At 28.9% G+C, this 21884-nt stretch carries 21 protein-coding genes, 2 tRNA genes and 1 rRNA gene; 17 read left to right on the top strand and 7 right to left on the bottom strand.

Going from position 1 to position 21884, the window contains the following annotated elements; genetic code table 11:
• The 5 genes from rrf to B5F09_RS12305 all read left to right on the top strand — a co-directional run.
• Positions 1–97 (top strand): 5S ribosomal RNA (rrf, locus tag B5F09_RS12325); the annotation flags it as partial.
• Between the two features lie 170 nt (positions 98–267).
• Entirely contained in the window at positions 268–1272 is a 1005-nt protein-coding gene (locus B5F09_RS12320) for a glycosyltransferase family 4 protein (RefSeq protein ID WP_087302268.1), read from the top strand.
• A 14-nt stretch (positions 1273–1286) separates the two neighbouring features.
• The gene (locus tag B5F09_RS12315; protein WP_087374522.1) at positions 1287–2315 is read left to right on the top strand and encodes a lysylphosphatidylglycerol synthase transmembrane domain-containing protein; all 1029 of its coding nucleotides are present in this window, start codon (positions 1287–1289) and stop codon (positions 2313–2315) included.
• 4 nt (positions 2316–2319) lie between these two features.
• Entirely contained in the window at positions 2320–4308 is a 1989-nt protein-coding gene (locus B5F09_RS12310; RefSeq protein ID WP_087374520.1) for a glycosyltransferase, read from the top strand.
• On the top strand, positions 4301–5245 hold the full coding sequence (locus B5F09_RS12305) for an OB-fold nucleic acid binding domain-containing protein (RefSeq protein WP_087302274.1): 945 nt from the start codon (positions 4301–4303) through the stop codon (positions 5243–5245). Before B5F09_RS12310 ends, B5F09_RS12305 begins: the two co-directional genes overlap by 8 nt.
• Positions 5246–5323: 78 nt before the next feature.
• Here B5F09_RS12305 and B5F09_RS12300 read toward each other — a convergent pair whose 3' ends face one another.
• Genes B5F09_RS12300 through B5F09_RS12290 form a run of 3 tightly spaced genes read right to left on the bottom strand, consistent with a single transcriptional unit; the run spans position 5324 to position 7638 of the window.
• Positions 5324–5728: an HIT family protein gene (locus tag B5F09_RS12300; RefSeq protein WP_087374518.1), complete on the bottom strand. Its 405-nt coding sequence runs from the start codon at positions 5726–5728 to the stop codon at positions 5324–5326.
• A gap of 54 nt (positions 5729–5782) precedes the next feature.
• Entirely contained in the window at positions 5783–6640 is an 858-nt protein-coding gene (locus tag B5F09_RS12295) for a hypothetical protein (protein WP_087302278.1), read from the bottom strand.
• Positions 6640–7638, bottom strand: coding sequence for a peptidylprolyl isomerase (locus B5F09_RS12290; protein ID WP_087374516.1), 999 nt, complete (start codon positions 7636–7638; stop codon positions 6640–6642). Before B5F09_RS12290 ends, B5F09_RS12295 begins: the two co-directional genes overlap by 1 nt.
• A 232-nt stretch (positions 7639–7870) precedes the next feature.
• On the opposite strand from B5F09_RS12290, the gene B5F09_RS15455 reads away from it, so the two are divergent.
• A complete protein-coding gene (locus B5F09_RS15455; protein WP_081446386.1) occupies positions 7871–7948 on the top strand; it encodes a YjcZ family sporulation protein in 78 nt (25 codons plus the stop codon).
• Positions 7949–8134: 186 nt separating this feature from the next.
• Here the strand turns inward: B5F09_RS15455 and B5F09_RS12280 are convergent, their stop codons facing one another.
• Positions 8135–8806, bottom strand: a complete 672-nt coding sequence (locus B5F09_RS12280) for a hemolysin III family protein (RefSeq protein ID WP_087374514.1) — start codon at positions 8804–8806, stop codon at positions 8135–8137.
• Positions 8807–8894: 88 nt separating this feature from the next.
• Positions 8895–9974 carry an AI-2E family transporter gene (locus B5F09_RS12275; protein ID WP_087302286.1) on the bottom strand — a complete coding sequence of 360 codons (1080 nt, stop codon included), beginning with the start codon at positions 9972–9974 and terminating at the stop codon, positions 8895–8897.
• A 164-nt stretch (positions 9975–10138) separates the two neighbouring features.
• Here B5F09_RS12275 and sufC point away from each other — a divergent pair, with 164 nt between their 5' ends.
• The 11 genes from sufC (at position 10139) to B5F09_RS12220 (ending at position 21656) form a co-directional block, all read left to right on the top strand.
• Entirely contained in the window at positions 10139–10957 is an 819-nt protein-coding gene (sufC, locus tag B5F09_RS12270) for a Fe-S cluster assembly ATPase SufC (protein ID WP_087374512.1), read from the top strand.
• Positions 10957–11850, top strand: coding sequence for a SufD family Fe-S cluster assembly protein (locus B5F09_RS12265; RefSeq protein ID WP_087302290.1), 894 nt, complete (start codon positions 10957–10959; stop codon positions 11848–11850). The genes sufC and B5F09_RS12265 overlap by 1 nt, the downstream gene beginning before the upstream one ends.
• Positions 11850–13076 (top strand): aminotransferase class V-fold PLP-dependent enzyme, encoded by a 1227-nt coding sequence (locus B5F09_RS12260; RefSeq protein WP_087374510.1) that lies wholly within the window; start codon positions 11850–11852, stop codon positions 13074–13076. Before B5F09_RS12265 ends, B5F09_RS12260 begins: the two co-directional genes overlap by 1 nt.
• A complete protein-coding gene (gene sufU / locus B5F09_RS12255) occupies positions 13060–13488 on the top strand; it encodes a Fe-S cluster assembly sulfur transfer protein SufU (RefSeq protein WP_087302294.1) in 429 nt (142 codons plus the stop codon). The genes B5F09_RS12260 and sufU overlap by 17 nt, the downstream gene beginning before the upstream one ends.
• Positions 13489–13498: 10 nt before the next feature.
• Positions 13499–14905 (top strand): Fe-S cluster assembly protein SufB, encoded by a 1407-nt coding sequence (gene sufB / locus B5F09_RS12250; protein ID WP_087374508.1) that lies wholly within the window; start codon positions 13499–13501, stop codon positions 14903–14905.
• On the top strand, positions 14898–15428 hold the full coding sequence (locus B5F09_RS12245) for a 5-formyltetrahydrofolate cyclo-ligase (protein ID WP_087374506.1): 531 nt from the start codon (positions 14898–14900) through the stop codon (positions 15426–15428). The genes sufB and B5F09_RS12245 overlap by 8 nt, the downstream gene beginning before the upstream one ends.
• A 70-nt stretch (positions 15429–15498) precedes the next feature.
• On the top strand, positions 15499–16908 hold the full coding sequence (locus B5F09_RS12240; protein WP_087374504.1) for a lipopolysaccharide biosynthesis protein: 1410 nt from the start codon (positions 15499–15501) through the stop codon (positions 16906–16908).
• Between the two features lie 101 nt (positions 16909–17009).
• Positions 17010–19589 carry a cation-translocating P-type ATPase gene (locus B5F09_RS12235; RefSeq protein ID WP_087374502.1) on the top strand — a complete coding sequence of 860 codons (2580 nt, stop codon included), beginning with the start codon at positions 17010–17012 and terminating at the stop codon, positions 19587–19589.
• A 30-nt stretch (positions 19590–19619) separates the two neighbouring features.
• Positions 19620–20273, top strand: a complete 654-nt coding sequence (locus B5F09_RS12230) for a sporulation protein YunB (RefSeq protein ID WP_087302304.1) — start codon at positions 19620–19622, stop codon at positions 20271–20273.
• Positions 20258–21100 carry a hypothetical protein gene (locus B5F09_RS12225; protein WP_087374500.1) on the top strand — a complete coding sequence of 281 codons (843 nt, stop codon included), beginning with the start codon at positions 20258–20260 and terminating at the stop codon, positions 21098–21100. Before B5F09_RS12230 ends, B5F09_RS12225 begins: the two co-directional genes overlap by 16 nt.
• Before the next feature lie 52 nt (positions 21101–21152).
• Positions 21153–21656 carry a prolyl-tRNA synthetase associated domain-containing protein gene (locus B5F09_RS12220; protein ID WP_087374498.1) on the top strand — a complete coding sequence of 168 codons (504 nt, stop codon included), beginning with the start codon at positions 21153–21155 and terminating at the stop codon, positions 21654–21656.
• 45 nt (positions 21657–21701) lie between these two features.
• Here B5F09_RS12220 and B5F09_RS12215 read toward each other — a convergent pair.
• Positions 21702–21775: transfer RNA gene (locus B5F09_RS12215), tRNA-Gly, on the bottom strand.
• Positions 21776–21782: 7 nt separating this feature from the next.
• Positions 21783–21858, bottom strand: a tRNA-Lys gene (locus tag B5F09_RS12210).
• Between the last annotated feature and the right edge of the window lie 26 nt (positions 21859–21884).

Below are 21884 nucleotides of genomic sequence, written 5' to 3'. Positions count from 1 at the left end.
AGCATGATGGACACACCTGTACCCATTCCGAACACAGAAGTTAAGCATCATAACGGCGACGATAGTACTTACGTGCAACAATAGCTAGCTGCCGGTTCTTCTTTTTTTTATTATCTAGAATTCTTTATCAAACGATATATGCTTTTTACAATGTATCCATTTTGCCCTTTTAGGGCTTTTTTTTTTGTAAGTTTTATGTTAAGGTTTCCTTTTGTCTTTGTTCTTTAAATAGAGCGTGTTTTGTAGTATAATAATTGTGGTGATAAAATGAAAATTAAGTTATATTTTGGACGAGAGAATACGATAAAAAAATCGGGTATTGGTAGAGCTTTTATTCATCAAAAGAAAGCTTTGGAGTTAACAGGAATACCCTACACAGTTGATTTTGATGATTTAGATTATGATATTTTGCATATCAATACAGTATGGCCTGATAGCTATCGAATAATCAATCAGGCAAGAAAGAATAATAAAAAAATCATATATCATGCTCATAGTACTGAAGAGGATTTTAGAAATTCTTTTATGTTTTCTAATACCGTTTCTGGTATTTATAAAAAATGGCTAATTAGTATGTACAGTAAGGCTGATTATATTATTACACCTACACCATATTCAAAAAGATTACTAGAATCTTATGGTATTAATATTCCAATCAAGGCTATTTCTAATGGTGTTGACCTAGAACAGTTTAATCCAACAAAAGAACAGATTTCATTGTTTGAAAAAGAATATAATATTAAAGAAGATGATATTTTAATTATTTCAGTTGGCTGGTTGTTTGAACGTAAAGGATTTGATACTTTTGTAGAAGTTGCCAGAAAATTACCTGAATATCGTTTTATGTGGTTTGGTGATGTAAAGATGTCAGTTCCTACCAAAAAAATTAAAGACTTATTAGATAATTTACCAGATAATTTGCTTTTACCAGGTTATGTAAGTGGTGATGTTATTAAAGGTGCTTATGGTAGATCAAATATTTTCTTTTTTCCTTCACGAGAGGAAACTGAAGGAATTGTTGTTTTAGAGGCATTAGCTAGTCGTTGTAATGTTTTATTACGTGATATCCCGGTTTTTTCCGATTGGTTGACTAATGGGGTTAATTGTTATATGGGAAAAGATACTGATGATTTTGTTGATATAATCAAAAAAATGATTAATCATGAATATCCATCTTTAATTGAGCAAGGATATCAAGTAGCAAAACAACGACAACTTGCTAATATCGGAAAAGAGTTATTAGAGGTGTATAATATTACATTGAATCTCTAATTAGAGGTGTTTTTATGAAAAATAATTCGAAAAAAAAGTATCTCATTAATTTTTTATTAATTATTGTAATTGGTGCTGCTGTTATTTATTTTACAATGAAAGATGATTTAGAAGCATCAATAGAAGCTTTACTAACAGCTTCAGCTGGCTGGATAATAGTGTCGTTAATTCTAATGATTATTTATTATATACTTGATGGAATTAACCTCTATACGTTCGGTCAGCTTTATAAAAAAGATTATTCTTTTAAACAAGCGTTTGTAAATTCAATATCTGGTATATTATTTAATGGTTTAACTCCTTTTTCAAGTGGTGGGCAATTTGCTCAGGTTTATATTTTTAATAAACAAGGGATACCGCCTACTAATTCTGCTAGTATTTTGTTAATGGCATTTATTGTTTATCAGTCGGTACTAGTTATTTTTACAGCAATTGTAATGGTATTTAGATATACTACGTATAGTAAAATTTATTCAAATTTTTTTTCATTAGCTATTATAGGATTTTTAATTAATTTTTTTGTAATAGCAGGGTTATTTTTAGGAGCTAAATCTAAACGATTGCAGGATTTTGTTTGTAATTCAGTGATAAAGGTTTTAAGTAAAATTAGAATTGTTAAAGATTATGAAGAAACAACAATAAAAATTTCTCGATCATTAGAAAATTTTAGAACTGAACTTAGTATATTGCAAAAAAACAAAATAATATTATTTAAGTCATCAATGTTGAATTTAGGTAAATTATTGATTTTATATAGTATTCCTTTTTTTGTAGCAAAAGCTTTAAATCTGAGTGTTAATTATGGACAAATATTTGATTTTATTGGAATATGTTCATTTGTTTATATGATAACTGCCTTTGTTCCTATTCCAGGAGCTAGTGGTGGTAGCGAGGGAGTTTATTATATGTTATTCAGTCCTATATTAGGATCTGTTGGTACGCCGACATCAATGCTTATTTGGCGTTTTATGACATATTATTTAGGATTAATTTTAGGTGCGGTTGTTTTTGCAACTAATCGCGAAATTAACAGAATGGAGTGAAGATATGAAAATTGCAATTTTTTCAGATACATATACGCCTGATTTAAATGGTGTGGCAACCTCAACAAGAATTTTAAGAGATCAATTAGTAAAAAACGGACATGATGTTGTTGTTGTAACTAGTGAATTACCTAGTGATACTGAATATTTTGATGATCCAAATGATAATATTTTAAGAGTTCCAGGTTTAGAGATTCAAGCTCTTTATGGTTATCGGGCATGTAATATCTATTCTTTTAAAGGAATGCGTGAATTAAAAAGAATGAATATAGAAGTAATTCATGTTCAAACAGAATTTGGAATTGGAATTTTTGGACGTATTGTTGGTGAAGTTTTAGATATTCCAGTTGTTTATACATACCATACAATGTGGGCTGATTATACTCATTATGTAAATCCGGTAAATTCTGAGGCACTTGATGGATTATTTAAAAAGGCAGTTTTTAAGATAAGTAGATTTTATGGTGATAAAAGTACTGAACTAATTGTTCCGTCTAAAAAAACAAAAGAGGCGTTGGAAAAGTATGGTTTAGATAAAGAAGTACATATTATTCCAACTGGATTGGATTTACAAAAATTTAATCCAGAAAATAGAAATGAAGAATTGATTGCAAAGATTAAAGAACAATATGGCATAAAAGATCAATTTGTAATTACTTTTTTAGGTAGAATAGCTAAAGAGAAAAGTATTGAAGTTTTAATTGATGCAATGAAAGAAATTGTTAAGATAAATGATAATGTACTTTGTTTAATTGTTGGTGGTGGACCACAATTAGATGAATTAAAAGAATTAGTAAAAGATGATCATATTAGTAAGTATGTTGTTTTTACTGGTCCTAAGCCAGGTTATGAGGTACCTAGTTATTATCATCTATCTAATGTTTTTGTTTCAGCATCAGTTTCAGAAACCCAAGGGTTGACGTATATAGAAGCAATGGCAAGTGGAATACCAGCAGTTGCTCGATATGACAAAAACCTTGAGGATGTTATTACTGATGGTTTTAATGGGTATTTTTTTAATGATACTAATGAATTGGTTGCAATTTTATTGAATTTAATAAAAGATGATTTTACAGAAATTGCTCATAATGCTTTGTTGAGTGTAAAAAAATATAGCAGTGAAGTTTTTTGTGAGAAGGTCTTAGAAGTTTATCGCCAAGCGATTAAATCTAAACATTATTCATATACTGTAAAATCGATATATCCAATTAAAAATGGAATTAATGAAGTAGTTTTCTTATATGATGAAAGTGAAATAATTGTAGAAGTAAGTGATAAGTTAATTAAAAATTATCAATTAAAACCTGGTGTTGTTATTGATAAAGAAGTTTTTGATGCTATTAAGGATTTTGAACAAGTTAGCAGAGCTTATCATAAAGCTTTAAAATTATTAACTATAAAAGATTACACTTACAAGCAAATGAAAAAAAAGCTGATGGATAGTGGTGCGTATGATGATACACAGCTCGATGCAACGCTTTCTTTATTGCAGGAGAAGAATTTAATCAATGATGAGGCATTTACTACTAATTATTTAAATCGCTGTCTACGCTTAGGAATTGGCATAAATAAGGCAGTTTATAATTTAAGAAATTACGGTGTTGATAGCGAAGTTATTGATAAATGTTTAGCTGAATTAGATAATGATAGTGAATATAATGAAGCAACGGCACTGATTGATACTATTTATAATCGAAACAATAATTTTTCATATAAAGCAATGTTAAAGAAGATTCGTGATAAGCTATTTATGAAAGGTTTTACATCAGAAACAATTGAACGAGCTTTAAATGATTATGATTTTGAATATGATATAAATAAAGAACAAGAGGCATTAAGAAAAGAATTTGAAAAACAAAAGCATAAATTTCAAAAAAAATATAAAGATTCGCAATTGAAAGAAAAAATCATTGATACTCTTTTAAGAAAAGGTTACAATTATGAACATATTAAAGAATTAATAAATGAAGAAGGAGCATTAGATGATGAATAAAATTATTGAACTAAAACCGGGAGATGAAGGCGTTTTAATAGAAGCTTTAATCAACCGAGTTGTAACTGGTAAAACTAATGGCGCTAATCGTTCTACATATTTAAGCATAACATTGCAAGATAAAACTGGAACAATAGATGCTAAATTATGGAATGCAAGCAATGAACAAGTTGAACAACTAAAAGCAGGTTGTGTTGTTCAAGTTATGGGTGATATAATAAAATATAATGAAGATCGTCAAATGAAAATCATTAAAATAAAGATTGCTTCAACAGATGCTAATGAACAAGTTAAATTTTTAAAAAGTGCACCTGAAGATGCTGGAGAATTAATTAAAGAAATTTATGGTTATATTGATCGAATTGATAATCTTAAATTACATCAATTAGTTAAAACGATCTTTAATCGTTATGTAGATAAATTATCTATTTATCCAGCCGCTAGTAAAAACCATCATGAATATGTTTCTGGTTTGGCTTATCATACATGTAGTATGTTAAGAATTGCTAATGCGATTTGTGAATTATATCCTTCATTAAATAAAGATTTATTATTTTCTGGAATTACGTTACACGACCTTGGTAAAACAATAGAGTTAAGTGGGCCAGTTGTTCCTGAATACACTGTTGAAGGTAAGTTGTTAGGACATATTTCTATCTCTCAAGCAATTATTAAAGAAACTGCTGATGAAATGCATATTAGTGGGGAAGAGGTAGTTTTATTACAACATATGATATTAGCTCATCATGGTAAAAATGAATATGGTTCACCAGTATTACCACAAATTAAAGAAGCAGAAGTACTATATTTGATTGATAATATGGATGCTCGTATTAATATGTTGGATAAAGCATTAGAAACAGTAGAACCAGGAAGTTTTTCTAAACGCGTTTTTGCTTTAGAAAATAGAGCTTTTTACAAACCAAAAATTGATTAATATTTAATAGCTGAAACGATTGTATTAAATCCTTCAGCTTTTTTGTTTAGAAAAAGGAGGTATTAACCTCCTTAAATATTATTCCATTATTTGATTAAATAAACTATCTAAATTAACTTCATTACTTCTATCGCTAAAATTAATTTCAATTTGATCATTATTATCATAGCGTGGAATAATATGAAGATGAAAATGCATCACAGTTTGACCAGCTACTTCATTAGCATTAGTTAAAATATTTACCCCATTAGCATTTAATTTAGTAACAATCTTATTAGCAATATCTTTTGTCACTTTAATCATATAAGCTAGTGTATCATCATCAACTTCTAAAAAGTTTTTGAAGTGCTTTTTAGGAATTACTAATGTATGACCATTAGTTGTCTGACTTAAATCTAAAAAAGCAACACAAATATCATCTTCATAAATTATTTTACCTGGTATTTCTTTATTAGCAATTTTACAAAAAATACAATTATCCATTTCAAATTCCTCCTATTTATATTTTAACATACAAAAAAGATAAGGGGAAACCCCTTATCCAAAATAATCTTCATTTGTTTCTTCAATTTCATCTTTTAAAGCTTCTTCATATACATCGAAGTTATACTTACGTAAATAATGAGTTTCCATTTTTGTTGAAATATCACTTAATGAAGTAAGATTTTCTTTGATTTCAGATTCTAAATTAGTTTTATCAGTATTATATACATATACAACAGCATATTTAGAGTCTGAAGTTTTAATTACTTTATTATAAATGCCATCTTTTTTAAACTTATCTAATTTATCAATAATATTTTTATCAATGCTACTTGAATCAGTAGTTACCATACCATTATCGCTGCCACTATTAGCACTCATTAAAGTATCAAAGTCACTACCATTTTTCACTTGATCAATAATGCTTAAAGCAGCTGATTCAGTATCTAAAGTAATTGTTTTTATATATTTTACTTTATATTCATCAAGTAAATCATCGTAATTTTCATCAATATATTTTTTAAGCAATAAATTTTGTTTAACACCATCAGTAATTACATCATCAATATATTCTTGACTAGATTCATAACCACTTTGTTTAGCATAATCTTCAAATGACATTGTTAAACTTTCAGTATAAGAAGCGACTTGTTCATCAATACCTGCTTGAATTTGTTGTTCATCAGTAATTTCTTGATCTGCGATATAAGTAAGTGCTAATGTTAAAATTTCTGAACTACCATATTGTTCTAAAATATAATAGTAAATATCATTTTTTGTAATCTCAACATCATCACCAGAAATAATAGTTTTATCACCATCAGTAACTTCTGTAGAATAATTTACAGTATTAGAAGAACCACATCCTACTAATAAAGTAGCAATTAATGCAAACGAAATTCCTTTTTTCATTATTCGCTACCTCCTTTGCTAGTTTTACGTTCTTCTAACGCATTTGAAATAACTTCATTAATTATTTTCTCAGTTTCTTTATCATCATATTTAAGATCATATGATTGATAAGCATCATAAACCATATAACTATCGTAAGCAATTAAAGGGGTATCAATTGATAAATCTTTTTTAGTTTGTTTTTTGATACTATCTTTATCAGTGTTAGTTACTTTAACAATGTAATATCCACTTTCACCTTTGATAGGATCACTAACTTGGTCTTGACCTAAAGAAAAAATTGTACTTTCTACATCCTCACCATAAGTTTCAGATAGATATGATGTTGTATCAACAATACCTAAGCGACCTTTATTTTTATTTGTATTAGTATCATCAGAATAATCAGTAGCAATATCAGCAAAACTTTTACTAGATGATAATAACGCAGTTACCTCAGATAGTTTTGCAGATTCTTCTTCTGTTGGGTTTTCAACATCAGACATTGCCACTTCAATTATACTAACTTCACGAGGTGTTGCTTGAGTAAAATAATCATCAAAAACTTTATCAAAGTTATCTTCTACATAAGCAAGTAGAAAATTACTTCTTTGATATGCTTCTACCATATATTTGCGATATTCATCTAATGATTCAAAACCGCTACTTGATAATGCTGATTCAAGGTATTCTTCAGCATCCTCACCATAAGAGCTTTCGTAGTATTCTTGAATTTGAGTGATTGTGTTATCAGCATCAGTCTCCATATCTTCATCAACTGGAAATTTTTGATCGATCAGCTGTTGTAAAGCAGCATCAAAATATGCACTTTTCCCACTAGCTGTAGAAATGATATCATCAAAAACATCATCAGCAAAAATATTTTTTTCTTTATCATCTTTACTTAATGAAGAAATTACGAATTTATCATCTTCTTTAACTGTCTTAGATCCATTTTGACAGCCAGTTAATAAGAAACTAGTAACCACAAGTGCTGCAGCACATTTTCCTAATTTCATATGTTTCCTCCTTTTGTTATCGAACGTTACAATTATACTATTTATTGCTTGTAATTTCAATAAATTAGGCAAAAACACATTGGCAATTGTTATTTTAACATAATTTATAATATGTAGGTGGTAGGAGGGAATTTGATGAATAACTGTAAGTGCTCGAATGTAAATGTCTTTGTATTGTTTATTATTTTAGTTATTGTTGGAATCTACTGTATTTAATAAGGGGGCGATTATAATGGCATGTCAAGATAATTCTTTTACATTGATTTTAGTATTATTTATTTTACTAGTTATTATTTGTAATATGTGTTAAAACGAATTAATTCTTGATAATGATTCGTTTATGGGTGCTTTAAGCACCCTGTTTTTTTGTTGATGAAAAGAATCAGATGTTTAAATAATAGGTAAAATGTTATTAGTAAAATGAATAAAAAAGACAAAACTTTTTAACTAAATCCCAATAGTTAAATTATTAACTAAGGATTAGTTTTAGTTTTGTCTAGATATAAAATACAATTGCAATAAAGTGTAAAATCGATGCAAGAGAAATAAAAATATGCCAGATAACATGGTTATATGGAATTTTTTTATTAGCATAAAAAAATGCACCAATTGAATATAGAATTCCTCCAGCAACAATTAATACCATAAACATCGTCGAAGAATTTTTTATTAAAGATGGTAAAAATAATACAGCTGTCCAACCCATTACTAAATAAATCGTTAATGAAAGTTTAGGTAGACTTTTTATTGAAAGAGATTTATATAATATTCCAATAAGTACCATTGTCCATTGAATAACAAGAATAATAATTCCTTGATAACCTTTAATTAAACATAAAGCCGCTGGAGTATAACTACCAGCAATAGCAAAATAAATAAAAATATGATCAAGAATTCTAAATACTTGTTTATGAGGACTATCGTGTTCCATTGCATGATATAAAGTAGAAACAAGAAACATTAAAAAAATACAAATCATGAAAACACTAACGCCTATCGCTTGAACAATGCCACCTTTAATGTAACTGTATACTGCACAAGCTGGAATTAAAAGCAATGTAATAAATGACATTATGCCATGAGTAATACAGTTAAATAATTCTTCTTTAAAATATGGTGGAAAAATTCGTTTAATTCCTTTTGCAATTTCTGTGTTTACCTTACCCATTTTATCACCCGCAATTACTATAATACAAATTACTTTGAATTTCAAACAAAATAATATAAATAAAAAATGATACCTAAAGCAGTATCATTTAAATTAAATATTTTTTGTGATAACGATCTTTGTAAACCTGAATTGCAACCTTGATAGTCACTAATAAAGGCATTGCTATTACCATACCCCAAATACCAAATAATGATGAACCAGATAAGATACCAAATAGTACCCACATAATGCTCAAATCTATTTTTGAAGAATAAATTCGAGGAGTAATTACATACGATGTAACAATTGATTGAATAAAAATCAAAATACATAAAATTACTATTGTAGAAGTTCCCATACCTAATGAAGTAATTAATCCAAGACAGTTAGCCGCAATTGGTCCAACGTAAGGAATAATTGAACTAGCACCAGAAATACACCCTAGAATCAGCCAGTTAGGATGACCAATGATTAAATACATTACCATTGTTGTAAGTGCCTGGGCTATTGCACCTATAAAGAAAGCTTTAACATATTGAATTAATGAAAGATCAATTTCTCTTAAATAAATTGGCAAACGATTATCAATTTTTGTAGCAATATTTTTTATATAACTTCGGATATTTGAAAAATTACCAGACATATAAACAGCTAGGATAGTATAGATTAAAAAGTTTGTAACATTTATTAAAACCTGATTTAATACATCGATTGTTGTATCTACAACAACTGAATCATCAAAAAATTGATTGATAATTCCTTCAATATATTTTGTTAAAGAAGAAATATCATAATTGAAATTCTCTTTTACAAAATCACCGATTTCACTCAATCCTGAATAGAATGCTGGAAACATTTCCGAGATACTTTCAGAAATTAATGGTATTGCTAGTGAAATTAATAAACTTAATATAGCAAAAGAAGCTAAATAAACCATGAATACAGCTATTCCTCTTTTTACAACATATTTTTCAACATAATTGATAACAGGATTTAAAACATATGCAAAGGCAAAGCCGATAATAAATGGTTTTGATACAAGCCATATTACAGATAAAATACCATACCACAACTCACTAGTATTCATAAATAAAAGTACGATTACTAAAACTATCATCAAATTTAATAAAGTATGGGTGATTTTTTTTGAAGAAATTATTTTAAATAATTCTTTAAGAAATTCCATTTTTACACCCCCATTAATATAAATATACCACATTTTGGCTATAATATAAATTGAATTGGATTTCTATTTTAGAAAAGAAATAATTTTTTATTATTATTTATCATTTTATTTGTTTTTTGTAAAGTTATCTAGTAGAATTATTGAAGATAGAAAGGGGCTTAAGTATGTCAACTTTAAAAATAGAAAATTTGCATGTAAGTATTGGTGAAAAAGAAATATTAAAAGGTATCGATTTAGTTGTTAACACTGGTGAAACTCATGCGATTATGGGGCCTAATGGTAATGGTAAATCAACACTGTTATCAACTATTATGGGACATCCTAGATATACAGTTACTCAAGGAAGTATATACATAGACGATAAAAACGTATTAGAAATGAGCGTAGATGAACGCAGTAAGGCAGGATTATTTTTAGGAATGCAATATCCTCAAGAAATTCCTGGAGTTAAAACTTCAGATTTTTTAAGAGCAGCTGTTAATGCTCATCAAGAAAAACCAGTATCATTGTTTAAATTTATTAGAATGCTGGAAAAAAACATTGATGAATTACATATAGATGAAAATCTAGCACATCGTTATTTGAATGAAGGTTTTTCTGGCGGCGAAAAAAAACGTAATGAAATTTTACAGATGAAATTATTGCAACCTAAGTTTGCGTTGTTAGATGAAATTGATTCTGGATTAGATGTAGATGCTTTAAAAATTGTTGCTAAAGCAATTAATGATATGCAAAGTGATGACTTTGGATGTATCATGGTATCTCACTATGAACGTTTATTTGAACTAGTTCCACCTACACATGTTCATGTAATTGTAGATGGAAAAATTATTTTAAGTGGTGGAAAAGAAGTTATTGAAAAGATTGATCAAGAAGGATATGAATGGGTAAAAAAATTGGGAGTAGAAATAGCTGGTGAAGAAGAAAAGAAACCAATTTTACTTGAAAACTGTGCCAATAAAGAAAGAATTAAATCTAAATAATGAATCAGTTAAAAACTATTAACAATTATTTAGTATTTCATAATGGCACAATAGAAAGTCAAGTTTGTAATGATGATATTATTTTTGAAAAAAATAATGTAACTGTTAAACAAGCAGTTTCATTACAAATTGTTTATCTGATTGATCAAGAAGGTGAATATCAGTTTGATTTAAATATTAATGGTGAATTAGAACTGATTGAAATATATGATATTAAAACAGATGCTGTTTTAAATAAAAAAATTAGTATTTATGAAAACAGTAAATTATTAAGATATGTAGATAATCAAAGTATTGATAACATCAAAACAAAAATATCTGAAGATGTAGCAGTAGCTAAAAATGCTGATATTAGATGTGCATACGTAGAATTATCTAATAGTAATGTTGATTTAGATATCAACTATTCATTAAATGAACCTGAAGCAAAAGCAACAGTTAGACTTGCTTCTTTAGCAAAAAAAGATGAACAAAAGCATGTAACTATTGCAATTAGTCATGATGCTTGTTATACAACAGGAATCATGGATAACTATGGTGTTGTTAAAGATGCAGCTAGTTTAGTTATTGATGGAATTGGAACGATTCATAAAGGTAACCATCAATCAAATAGCCATCAAACAAATAAGATTATTGTTTTTGATGAAAAATGTAATGCTAAAGCTAATCCATATTTATATATTGATGAATATGATGTTAAAGCTAGTCATGGTGCTAGTGTTGGTAAAATTGATGAAAACCATTTATACTACTTACAATCTAGAGGTTTAAGTAGACAAGAAGCTATGCATTTGGTTACTTATGGATATTTTATCCCAGTATTAGAATTTATCGATAATGATGAATTGAAAGATATATTTAGTCAAACTTTAATGGAGAAGGTGGGTCTTTAATGCTTGATGTTGAAAAAATAAGACAAGATTTTCCGATGCTCAATGGAACAACAATGCATGGGAAACCACTTATATATTTTGATAACGGAGCAACAACTTTAAAACCACAGTGTGTAATTGATGCTGTTTGCGATTATTTAACTAATTATTCTGGTAATGCTCATCGTGGTGATTATGATTTATCTCATGATGTCGATACCCGTTTTGAGCATACCCGTGATTTAGTTGCAAAATTAATTAACTGTGATCGTAAGGAAGTTGTTTATACTTATGGTTCAACTGATAGTTTGAATTTAGTAGCTTTTGGATATGGAGCGTTACATTTACAAAAAGACGACGAAGTTTTATTAACTGTAGCTGAGCATGCCTCAAATACTTTACCATGGTTTGAGGTTTGCCAACAAACAGGCAGTGTTATTAATTATATTGATTTAGATAACGAAGGCCGTTTGACAATTGAAAATGTAAAAAAAGCAATTACAGATAAAACAAAGATTATTTCTATTGCTCAAGTTACAAATGTTTTAGGATACGATGGTCCTATTAAAGAAATTTGCAAACTAGCTCATGATCGCGGGATAATCGTATGCGTTGATGGGGCTCAAAGTGTACCTCATCAAAGTGTTGATGTAAAAGATCTAGATGTTGATTTTTTAGCATTTTCAGGTCATAAAATGTGCGGACCAACTGGTGTAGGAATTTTATATGGTAAATATGATTTATTACAAGAAACTAGTCCTACTCGTTTAGGTGGGGGCAGCAATTCAAGATATAATAGTTGTGGATCTGTTAAATTAAAAAATGCACCGACTAAATTTGAAGCTGGCACTCCTAATATTGAAGGGGTAATCGGACTTGGAGCAGCAATTGAATATTTGATGGAAATTGGGATGGACAATATCCATGAACAAGAGTTGAAATTACGAGCTTATGCTATTAAAAAAATGCAAGAGCTTGATAATTTAGAAATATATAATCCTAATGGTCAAGGAGCAATTGCCTTTAATATTAAAGGAGTTTTCAGCCAGGATGCTGCTTCTTTATTTAATACATATGGTATTGCAGTAAGAGCGGGACAACATTGTGCTAAAATATTAGACGAATTTTTAAATGTGTCGCAAACATTAAGAGTATCATTTTATTTTTACAATACTTTTGATGAAATTGATCAATTTATTGAAGTGTGCAAGAAAGGAGATGACTTTTTAGATGCCTTCTTTGGATAGTATGATGATGCGAGAAATTATTATGGATCATTATGAAAACCCTCGTAATCACGGTTTAGTAGATGATAAAAAATATGATAGTGTTAACATGGATTCTGAAACTTGTATCGATAATATCGATGTTCAAGCATTGGTTGAAGATGGAGTGATTAAAGATATCCGTTTTGATGGAGAAGCTTGTGCAATCTGTACAGCAAGTACATCAATCATGAGTGAGCTTTTAATTGGTAAAACAATAGAAGAAGCAAATGTAATTATTGAAAATTATTATAACATGATTTATGAAAAGGATTATGATCCTGAAATTCTTGAAGAAGCGATTGCTTTTATGAATACACATCGACAAGCTAATCGAATTAAATGTGCAACTTTAGGATGGACAGGAATAAAACAGATCCTTGATCAAAAGTAGGAGGAATTATATGGATGATATAAAAAAAGAAATTCCTGATCAAGATTATGCTTATGGTTTTAATGATGGCGATGTTTCTGTTTTTAAAACACCAAAGGGTTTAAATGAAGATATTATTAGAGAAATTTCTCAAATAAAAAATGAACCTGAATGGATGTTAGAATATCGTTTAAAATCATATCGTTGTTTTATGGAAAAACCAATGCCAACCTGGGGTGTTGATTTGAGTCGTGTAAACTTTGATGAATATACATATTATATTCGTCCAAGTGATAAACAGGCCAATGATTGGGAAGATGTACCAGATACAATTAAAGAAACTTTCCAAAAACTTGGGATTCCTGAAGCAGAGCAAAAATATCTTTCTGGAGTTAGTACTCAATATGAATCTGAAGTTGTTTATCATAACATGTTAAAAGAAGTAACTGAAAAAGGTGTTATTTTCTTGGATATTGATAGTGGTCTTAGAGAATATCCAGAATTGTTTAGAAAATATTTTGATACAGTTATTCCTTACAATGACAATAAGTTTTCGGCATTAAATGGTGCCGTTTGGTCTGGAGGTTCATTTATTTATGTACCACCAGGAGTTAAATTAGATAAACCATTACAGTCATATTTTAGAATTAATGCTGAAAGAATGGCTCAATTTGAAAGAACTTTAATAATCGTTGATAAAGGTGCCGATATTCATTATGTTGAAGGATGTACAGCACCAAATTATTCAAAAGATTCACTACATGCAGGTGTAGTTGAAATCATTGTTGGTGAAGAGGCAAAATGTCGTTATACAACAATTCAAAACTGGTCTAACAATATTTTAAACCTTGTTACCCAAAGAGCTAAAGTTTATAAAAATGGTTCAATGGAGTGGGTAGATGGAAATATTGGTAGCGCTGTAACGATGAAATATCCTACTTGTGTTTTAATGGAAGAAGGAGCTAAGGGCTCATGTATTACTATTGCAGTAGCTGCAAATGATCAAATCATGGATTCAGGATCTAAGATGATTCATTTAGCACCAAATACATCAAGTAGTATTGTTTCTAAATCGGTATCTCGTCAAGGTGGAAAGGTTAATTATCGTGGAATGGTACAACATGGTAAAAATGCTTATAATTCTAAAAGTAAAGTAGAATGTGATACTTTGATATTAGATGAGATGTCAACTAGTGATACAGTACCGGTAAACTGGATGCGTAACAATGATTCAATTATTGAACATGAGGCAACGGTTTCTAAGATTTCTGAAGAACAGTTATTTTATTTGATGAGTCGTGGATTAACAAAAGAAGAAGCGATGGATATGATTATTATGGGCTTCATTGAACCATTCTCTCGTGAATTACCAATGGAATATGCTGTTGAATTGAATCGTTTAATTAAATTGGATTTTGGAGATAAGGGAATTGGATAAATCTAGTTTAAGAAAACAAATGATAAAAGCAAGATTAGATTTAGATAGTGTAAATTACACTACTAAATCTAATTTTATTATTAGTAAGTTAAAACAACATCCTGATTTTATCAAAGCTAAAACTATTGGTATTTATGTTTCATTTCGTAATGAAGTCAATACAATTTCTTTAATTAAAGAGATGCTAAGTAATAAAAATATTTGTGTTCCTAAAATTGAAGATAAAGAGATGAATTTTTATCAAATTAAATCTTTTGATGAATTAAAGCCTAATTATATGAAAATCTTAGAACCTGATAGTCATCATTTTATAAGTAAAGATCAAATTGATTTAATGATCGTACCCATTGTTGCTTACGATTGTTTTAATAATCGTTTAGGCTATGGAGGCGGCTATTATGATCGTTATTTATCAGACTATAAAGGCAAGATAATAGGTTTGGCTTTTAGTTTTCAAAAAGTACCATTGTTACCGGTAGAACCCTTTGATTTACCAATTAGTACAATTATTGATGAAAAATAGAAACGATTTTGTTATAATATGGTATGTAGTTGTTTTTTAACAATGGTAAATATAAAAGTAGGGTGAAAATATGTCGAGAGAAAAGAGTTTGATCAAAAATACACTAATAATGGCAGTGGGAACTTTTTTACCACGAATTATTAATTTATTAACGACGCCTATAATTACGAGTAGTACTACTGGTGCTCAATATGGGCAAATTGATTTAGTTACATCAACAATCTTAAATTTTATTGTACCACTATGTACATTACAATTAGAACAAGCACTATTTCGATTTTTGGTTGATGCTAAAAGTGAAGAAGAACAACGAAAAACGATTACTAATGGCTATTTAATTATCTTTATAATGATGATTTTAGCAGCAATAATATGCTTGTTTGTTCCAATTAATATGTTTGAAGGTCCATTGAAACTTTTTATAATCGGTTATATTTGGATTGAAATTATTGCAACTACTTCTAGATTTGTTTTAAGAGCATTTTCAAAATATAAAGAATATTCTTTTTTAGCAGCATTAGTAGTTTTTGTAAACTTTATTGTTGTATCAATCTGTTTATTGTGGTTAAAAACAGGATATATCGGGGTATTAATTGCTTTAGTTGCTGCTGATGTTGTTGGCTTTTTATATGTATTATGTGTTTGTAATGTTTTCAAATATATTCGTTTAAAATATATAGATTTTGGATTTGCGTCTAAAATGTTAAGCTATGCCTTACCATTTATTCCTAATCAGGTATCTTGGTATATTAATCAATTATCAGATCGTTGGATCATTAATATCTTTTTAGGAGCTAGTGCCAATGGTATCTATGCATTAGCAAATAAGATTCCTTCAATCGTTACTATTTTATATCCAGCTTTTAACTTAGCATGGACAGATTCAGCAACAAGAAGTGTTAACGATCCTGATAGTGCTCAATACTATAATCGAATGTTTAAAATGTTGTTTTGTATTGTTTCAGCGGGATCAATATTGTTACTAGCTGTTTCGCCATTTCTTTTCATGATCTTAAATCGTAATGAATCTTTAGAGAGTGCTTATTTATATACACCAACTTTGATTTTAGCGATGTATTTCTATTGCTTTTCACAGTTTTTTGGTAGTATTTATGTGGCTGTAAAGAGTGCTAAAAATATGGCAGTTACTACTACAATTTCAGCAGCAATCAATATTATTATTAATGTTGTTTTTATTAATATTATTGGAGTTCAAGCTGCTGTAATTTCTACTTTGATTGCTAACTTATTTTTAGCGGGGTATCGTTTTATTGATTTAAATCGCCGTTTTTGTCGGCTTCGAATTAATAAACGATTGACTACTTTAACAATTATTGTTTTTGTGATTTCAATGCTTTTAGCTTTATCTATTGATTTGAAATTATGGATTGTTAATATTGTGTTTGCTGTTATTTTTGCTTATTTCATTTCTGGTGATGTATTCATAAGGATGATTCGTTCTTTTATTAAAAAAAGATAAGTTTTATAAATGTTAAAATTTAGTGATAGCATTAAATTTTAACATTTTTTTTATTTTCTTTTTTATATATTTTAATTTAAGGATATAGTGAGGAGGATATAATGGAAGCTTATCAAAAAACTTTTAGTCAAGTACAACATGAATTATCAGTAAATGATCAGGGTCTTAATTCAAAAGAAGCGTTAATTAGAATGCAGAAACATGGTAAAAATGAAATTGTTGCAAGTAAACAACCGAGTGTGTTTTCAATATTTATTGATCAGTTTAAAGATCTTTTAGTAATTATTTTAATTGTTGCGGCTTTGATATCAGCGTTTACTGGCGAAATTGAAAGTACGTTAGTAATTATTGTAGTAATTACTATAAATGCAATATTAGGGACTATTCAAAGCGTAAAAGCGCAAAAATCACTTAATAGTTTAAAAGAATTATCAATTCCTAAAGTTAAAGTAATCCGTTCAGGAAAGAAAATGGAAATACTAGCAAATGAGTTAACAATAGGCGATATTGTTGTTATTGTAGCAGGCGATGTAATTTCAGGTGACGGTCGTTTAATAGAAGCTAATAACTTAATGATAAATGAAAGTGCGTTAACCGGAGAATCAGAAAGTGTCGAAAAACAAACGTTACCTTTACACCATGAATGTTCGATTGCTGATATGAATAATATGGTCTTTTCGGGTAGCTTAGTTACAAATGGAAGTGGCAGCTATGTTGTAACTAAAATAGGAATGAATACCCAGATTGGTAAAATAGCAACTATGCTTAATGAAACTAAGCAAAGAAAAACGCCTTTACAAAAGTCTTTAGATGAATTTTCATTAAGATTATCAATTGGGATCATAGTTATTTGTATTTTTGTTTTGGTGATGGATATTTTATTTGCTAAAGAACAATTATTAGATGCTTTAATGGTGGCTGTTGCTTTAGCTGTAGCAGCTATTCCTGAGGCCTTAGGATCAATTGTAACGATTGTATTATCCATCTCTACGCAAAAAATGGCTCAAGAAAATGCGATTATAAAGAATTTAAATGCGGTAGAAAGTTTAGGGTGTATATCGGTTATTTGTTCTGATAAAACAGGTACATTAACACAGAATAAAATGGAAGCTACTGATATATATACTCGTGATCGAAGAATTAAAACTAGCGAGTTGAATCATCGTGAATATAATCATAATATTTTATTGAAGTCTTTTGCAATCTGTAATAATGCATCAATTTCAAATGGTAAAAATATTGGTGATCCTACAGAAATTGCTTTGTTAGAAGCGTATCATAACTATTGTTTTAACCATGATTATGATCTAAAAACAAAGCGTCGTTTAGAACTTCCTTTTGATTCATCACGAAAATTAATGAGTGTTGCTTCAAATAATCATTTATATACTAAAGGAGCACCTGATGTTTTATTAAATCGTTGCAAAACTATTTTAAATGATGGCTATAAAGAGATTTTAACTAATCAAGATAAAAAGAAAATTTTAGAGCAAAATGATTTTTTAGCTAGTGAGGGTAAAAGAGTCTTAGGTTTTGCTTACAAAAAATTTTATCGTAATACTTTGACGATTCAAGATGAATACGATTTAGTTTTTATCGGCTTAGTGGCTTTAATAGATCCACCACGGCCTGAAAGTTTTCAAGCAGTTCAAGATTGTATTAATGCTGGAATAAAACCGATTATGATTACTGGGGATCATGCAACGACAGCTTGTAGTATTGCTATGCAAATTGGAATATATAAACCTGGCGATAAATGTCTCGATGGTAAACAATTAGATAAAATGACTGATAATCAGCTATATGCCTATTTACCACAAATTTCTATTTATGCCCGTGTTGCTCCTGAACATAAGATTAGAATTGTTAAAGCGTGGCAAAAAAGTGGGAAGGTTGTTGCTATGACCGGTGATGGGGTAAATGACGCTCCGGCTTTAAAACAAAGCGATGTAGGGGTAGCAATGGGGATTACAGGAAGTGAAGTTGCTAAAGATGGAGCAAGTATGGTTTTAACTGATGATAATTTTGCTACTATCGTTAAAGCAATAATGACGGGGAGAATTGTTTATACTAATATAAAAAATGCAATTATTTATCTATTATCGGGTAATTTATCAGCGATTATCTGTGTATTAGTAACTTCATTTTTAATCTTACCGACACCTTTTTTACCGGTTCATCTACTATTTATTAATTTAATAACTGATTCATTGCCAGCAATTGCAATTGGGATGGAAAAAGGAAATGAGGAAATTCTAAAACAAAAACCACGGAATATCAATAAATCGTTATTAAATAAAGAAACAATTTTACAAGTTGGCTTTGAAGGTTTAATCATTAGTATTTTTACGATGTTGAGTTATTTTATGGGACTTCGAAATAATGAATTAACTGCTTCGTCAATGGCTTTTGGCACTCTATGTTTAGCGCGATTGTTACATGGTTTTAATTGTCGTAGTGATTTACCACTAATTAAATTACCGTTAAATTATTATAGTTTACTGGCATTTTTAATGGGAGGACTTCTTTTAATCTGGATTCTTATCTCACCTAATTTTCATTCATTTTTTTCTATTAGTGAATTAACGTTGAGACAATTAGCAATGATTTTTATTTTTGCGACTTTACCTAGTATTATTATCCAGTTTTATAAGATGATAGCTTCTAGACATAATTTTTAGTTGATCATAGTATAATATACTGGTGATTAAATGAAAAAACGATATATATCATTGATTATAATAATAGTCTTGGCAATTATAGTTCAATTAGTTTGTATTAGTATTACGCCAGCGTTAAAAACAATTGCCAGTAAAGAAGTTAATCGTTTTTGTCAGATGATCATCAATAATACACCATTTCCAGTAGAATTAGAACATGATGATTTAATTGCGATAAGCCGTAATGGTGATGAAATCGTCGCTATTAATTTTAATACTAACTATGCTTCAAGTCTTGGAGCAAAATTAGTAAATCAGTTAGAAGATCTTTTTTATTCAATTGAAGCAGGCACCTATCAAAAAGAAGATAATTCGTTTTATCAAAATAAATTGCAGCAAATGAGCGATAATGGTGGGGTAATTGCAACTATCAGACTAGGTCTTTTAACTGATAATCCTTTTTTGGCTAATGTTGGACCAAAGATAAATCTTAAATATAAAACTATTAGTGCTATTACTAGTACAGTTGAGGAAAATATAGAAAACTATGGTGTTAATCATGTTATGGTTTCGTTAAAGATAGTTATTAAAATTAGATTGATGGTGTTATTTCCCTTTTATAATGAAGAATTTTCACATAAATATGATTATCCACTTGTGATGGAAGTAATAGAAGGTGAGGTGCCAAATTGGTATCAAAACTAGATATCTTGCAACGTTTTTATCAAATTTCTTTAGATAAAGAAAGTGATTATTTTGAATATCAAGGACAATTATATTATTTTAATCAAGTTAATAATTTTACTAATTATTATCCTTATTATGTTAATGCTATAGGGTTGAATGGATTTCAGGTAGTAATGAATTGTTTTAATCATCCAATTTCTATGGATTACATGCTGTATACTTATCAAATAGAAGAGTATCTTCTTGATAGTTTTATTAATCTATCTTTACAATCGATTAATAAAACGATTGAAATTATAAAAATAAAAGAGAGCTGGTGTACAATTTTAGATCAAGCTAAAAGTAAACTAGGCAATTATGCTTCAAGAATTAGTCATTTTGAACATTTTATTATCTTGTTTTATTATTATCAAGGATTAGGGGAAACCGCGATAAATATTTTAAATATGATTAATGAAGAAGTATTTCATTTAGGAGTTGAACACTTTTATTTTAATGATTGTTATGAGGATTTGTGTAATCCAAATAATCTTATTTTTGCTTCGCGAATAAAAGATCTTGCAAGCAGTTATAAAAAGGGAATAATTGGTATCGAACAATTAGATAATTATATTAAAAAGGGAAATCTTAGTAGTAATGAAATAATATATTTATATGCTCGTTTATTGTTTCCAAGTGAATTTATGGCTCTAGCGATAAACGAGGATTGTAATGATTTGCAGATTAAAAAGAAACTGTTATTAATGTATCAAAATATTGATTATGAAAGACAACGACTTATTATAGCTATTGATTTATTAAATAATTATGTAAAATTACCACGAATAGCCTGGTTAGAACATTGACATCAAAAGATATAATGTTACTATTTAGTTATGATTTAAAAGAGGTATTGTTATGGAAGTGATTGAAAAGGTTTTAACTAGATTAGATAATTTAAATATTGATTACCAGTTAATAAAACATAAACCGGTTTATACAATTGGTGAAATTAATCAAATTAATGAAATTGATATTAGTTTTGTACTAAAAAATTTATTTTTAACTGATGATAAAAAACAACATTATTATCTTGTTTTATTAAAAAATGATCAACAGCTCGATTTAAAAAAATTAAGAAAAGTTCTTAAATCACGGCGCTTAACTTTTGCAAGTGAAGAAGATTTAAATAAGTATTTAGGTTTGAAAAAGGGTGCTGTTAGCCCGTTGGGGATATTAAATGACCATGATAAAATTGTTGATGTTATAATTGATAAAGAAATTGAAAAGATGATAAAAATTGGTATTCATCCTGATATTAATACAGCTACGATTTATTTATCTTTTACTGATTTATTAAAAGTAATCGAATCAAATGGTAATAGACATTGTTTTATTGAATTAAATGATAATGGTATGTAAAATAAAAAAACTTACAAACAAAATGTTTGTAAGTTACTTTTTTAATGGAGCGGGTGATGGGAATCGAACCCACGTAGTCAGCTTGGAAGGCTGAAGTTCTACCATTGAACTACACCCGCATTGAAATGGTGACCCGCAGGCGATTCGAACGCCTGACCCTCTGATTAAAAGTCAGATGCTCTACCGACTGAGCTAGCGGGTCATCTTGGCTGGGGTACCTGGATTCGA

Origin of the sequence: Erysipelatoclostridium sp. An173, from assembly GCF_002160495.1 — a bacterium.
GTDB classification, from domain to species: domain Bacteria; phylum Bacillota_I; class Bacilli_A; order Erysipelotrichales; family Coprobacillaceae; genus Thomasclavelia; species Thomasclavelia merdavium.
Note: the sequence above shows the minus strand (reverse complement) of the source record. Positions and strands in the feature narration are given on the sequence as shown.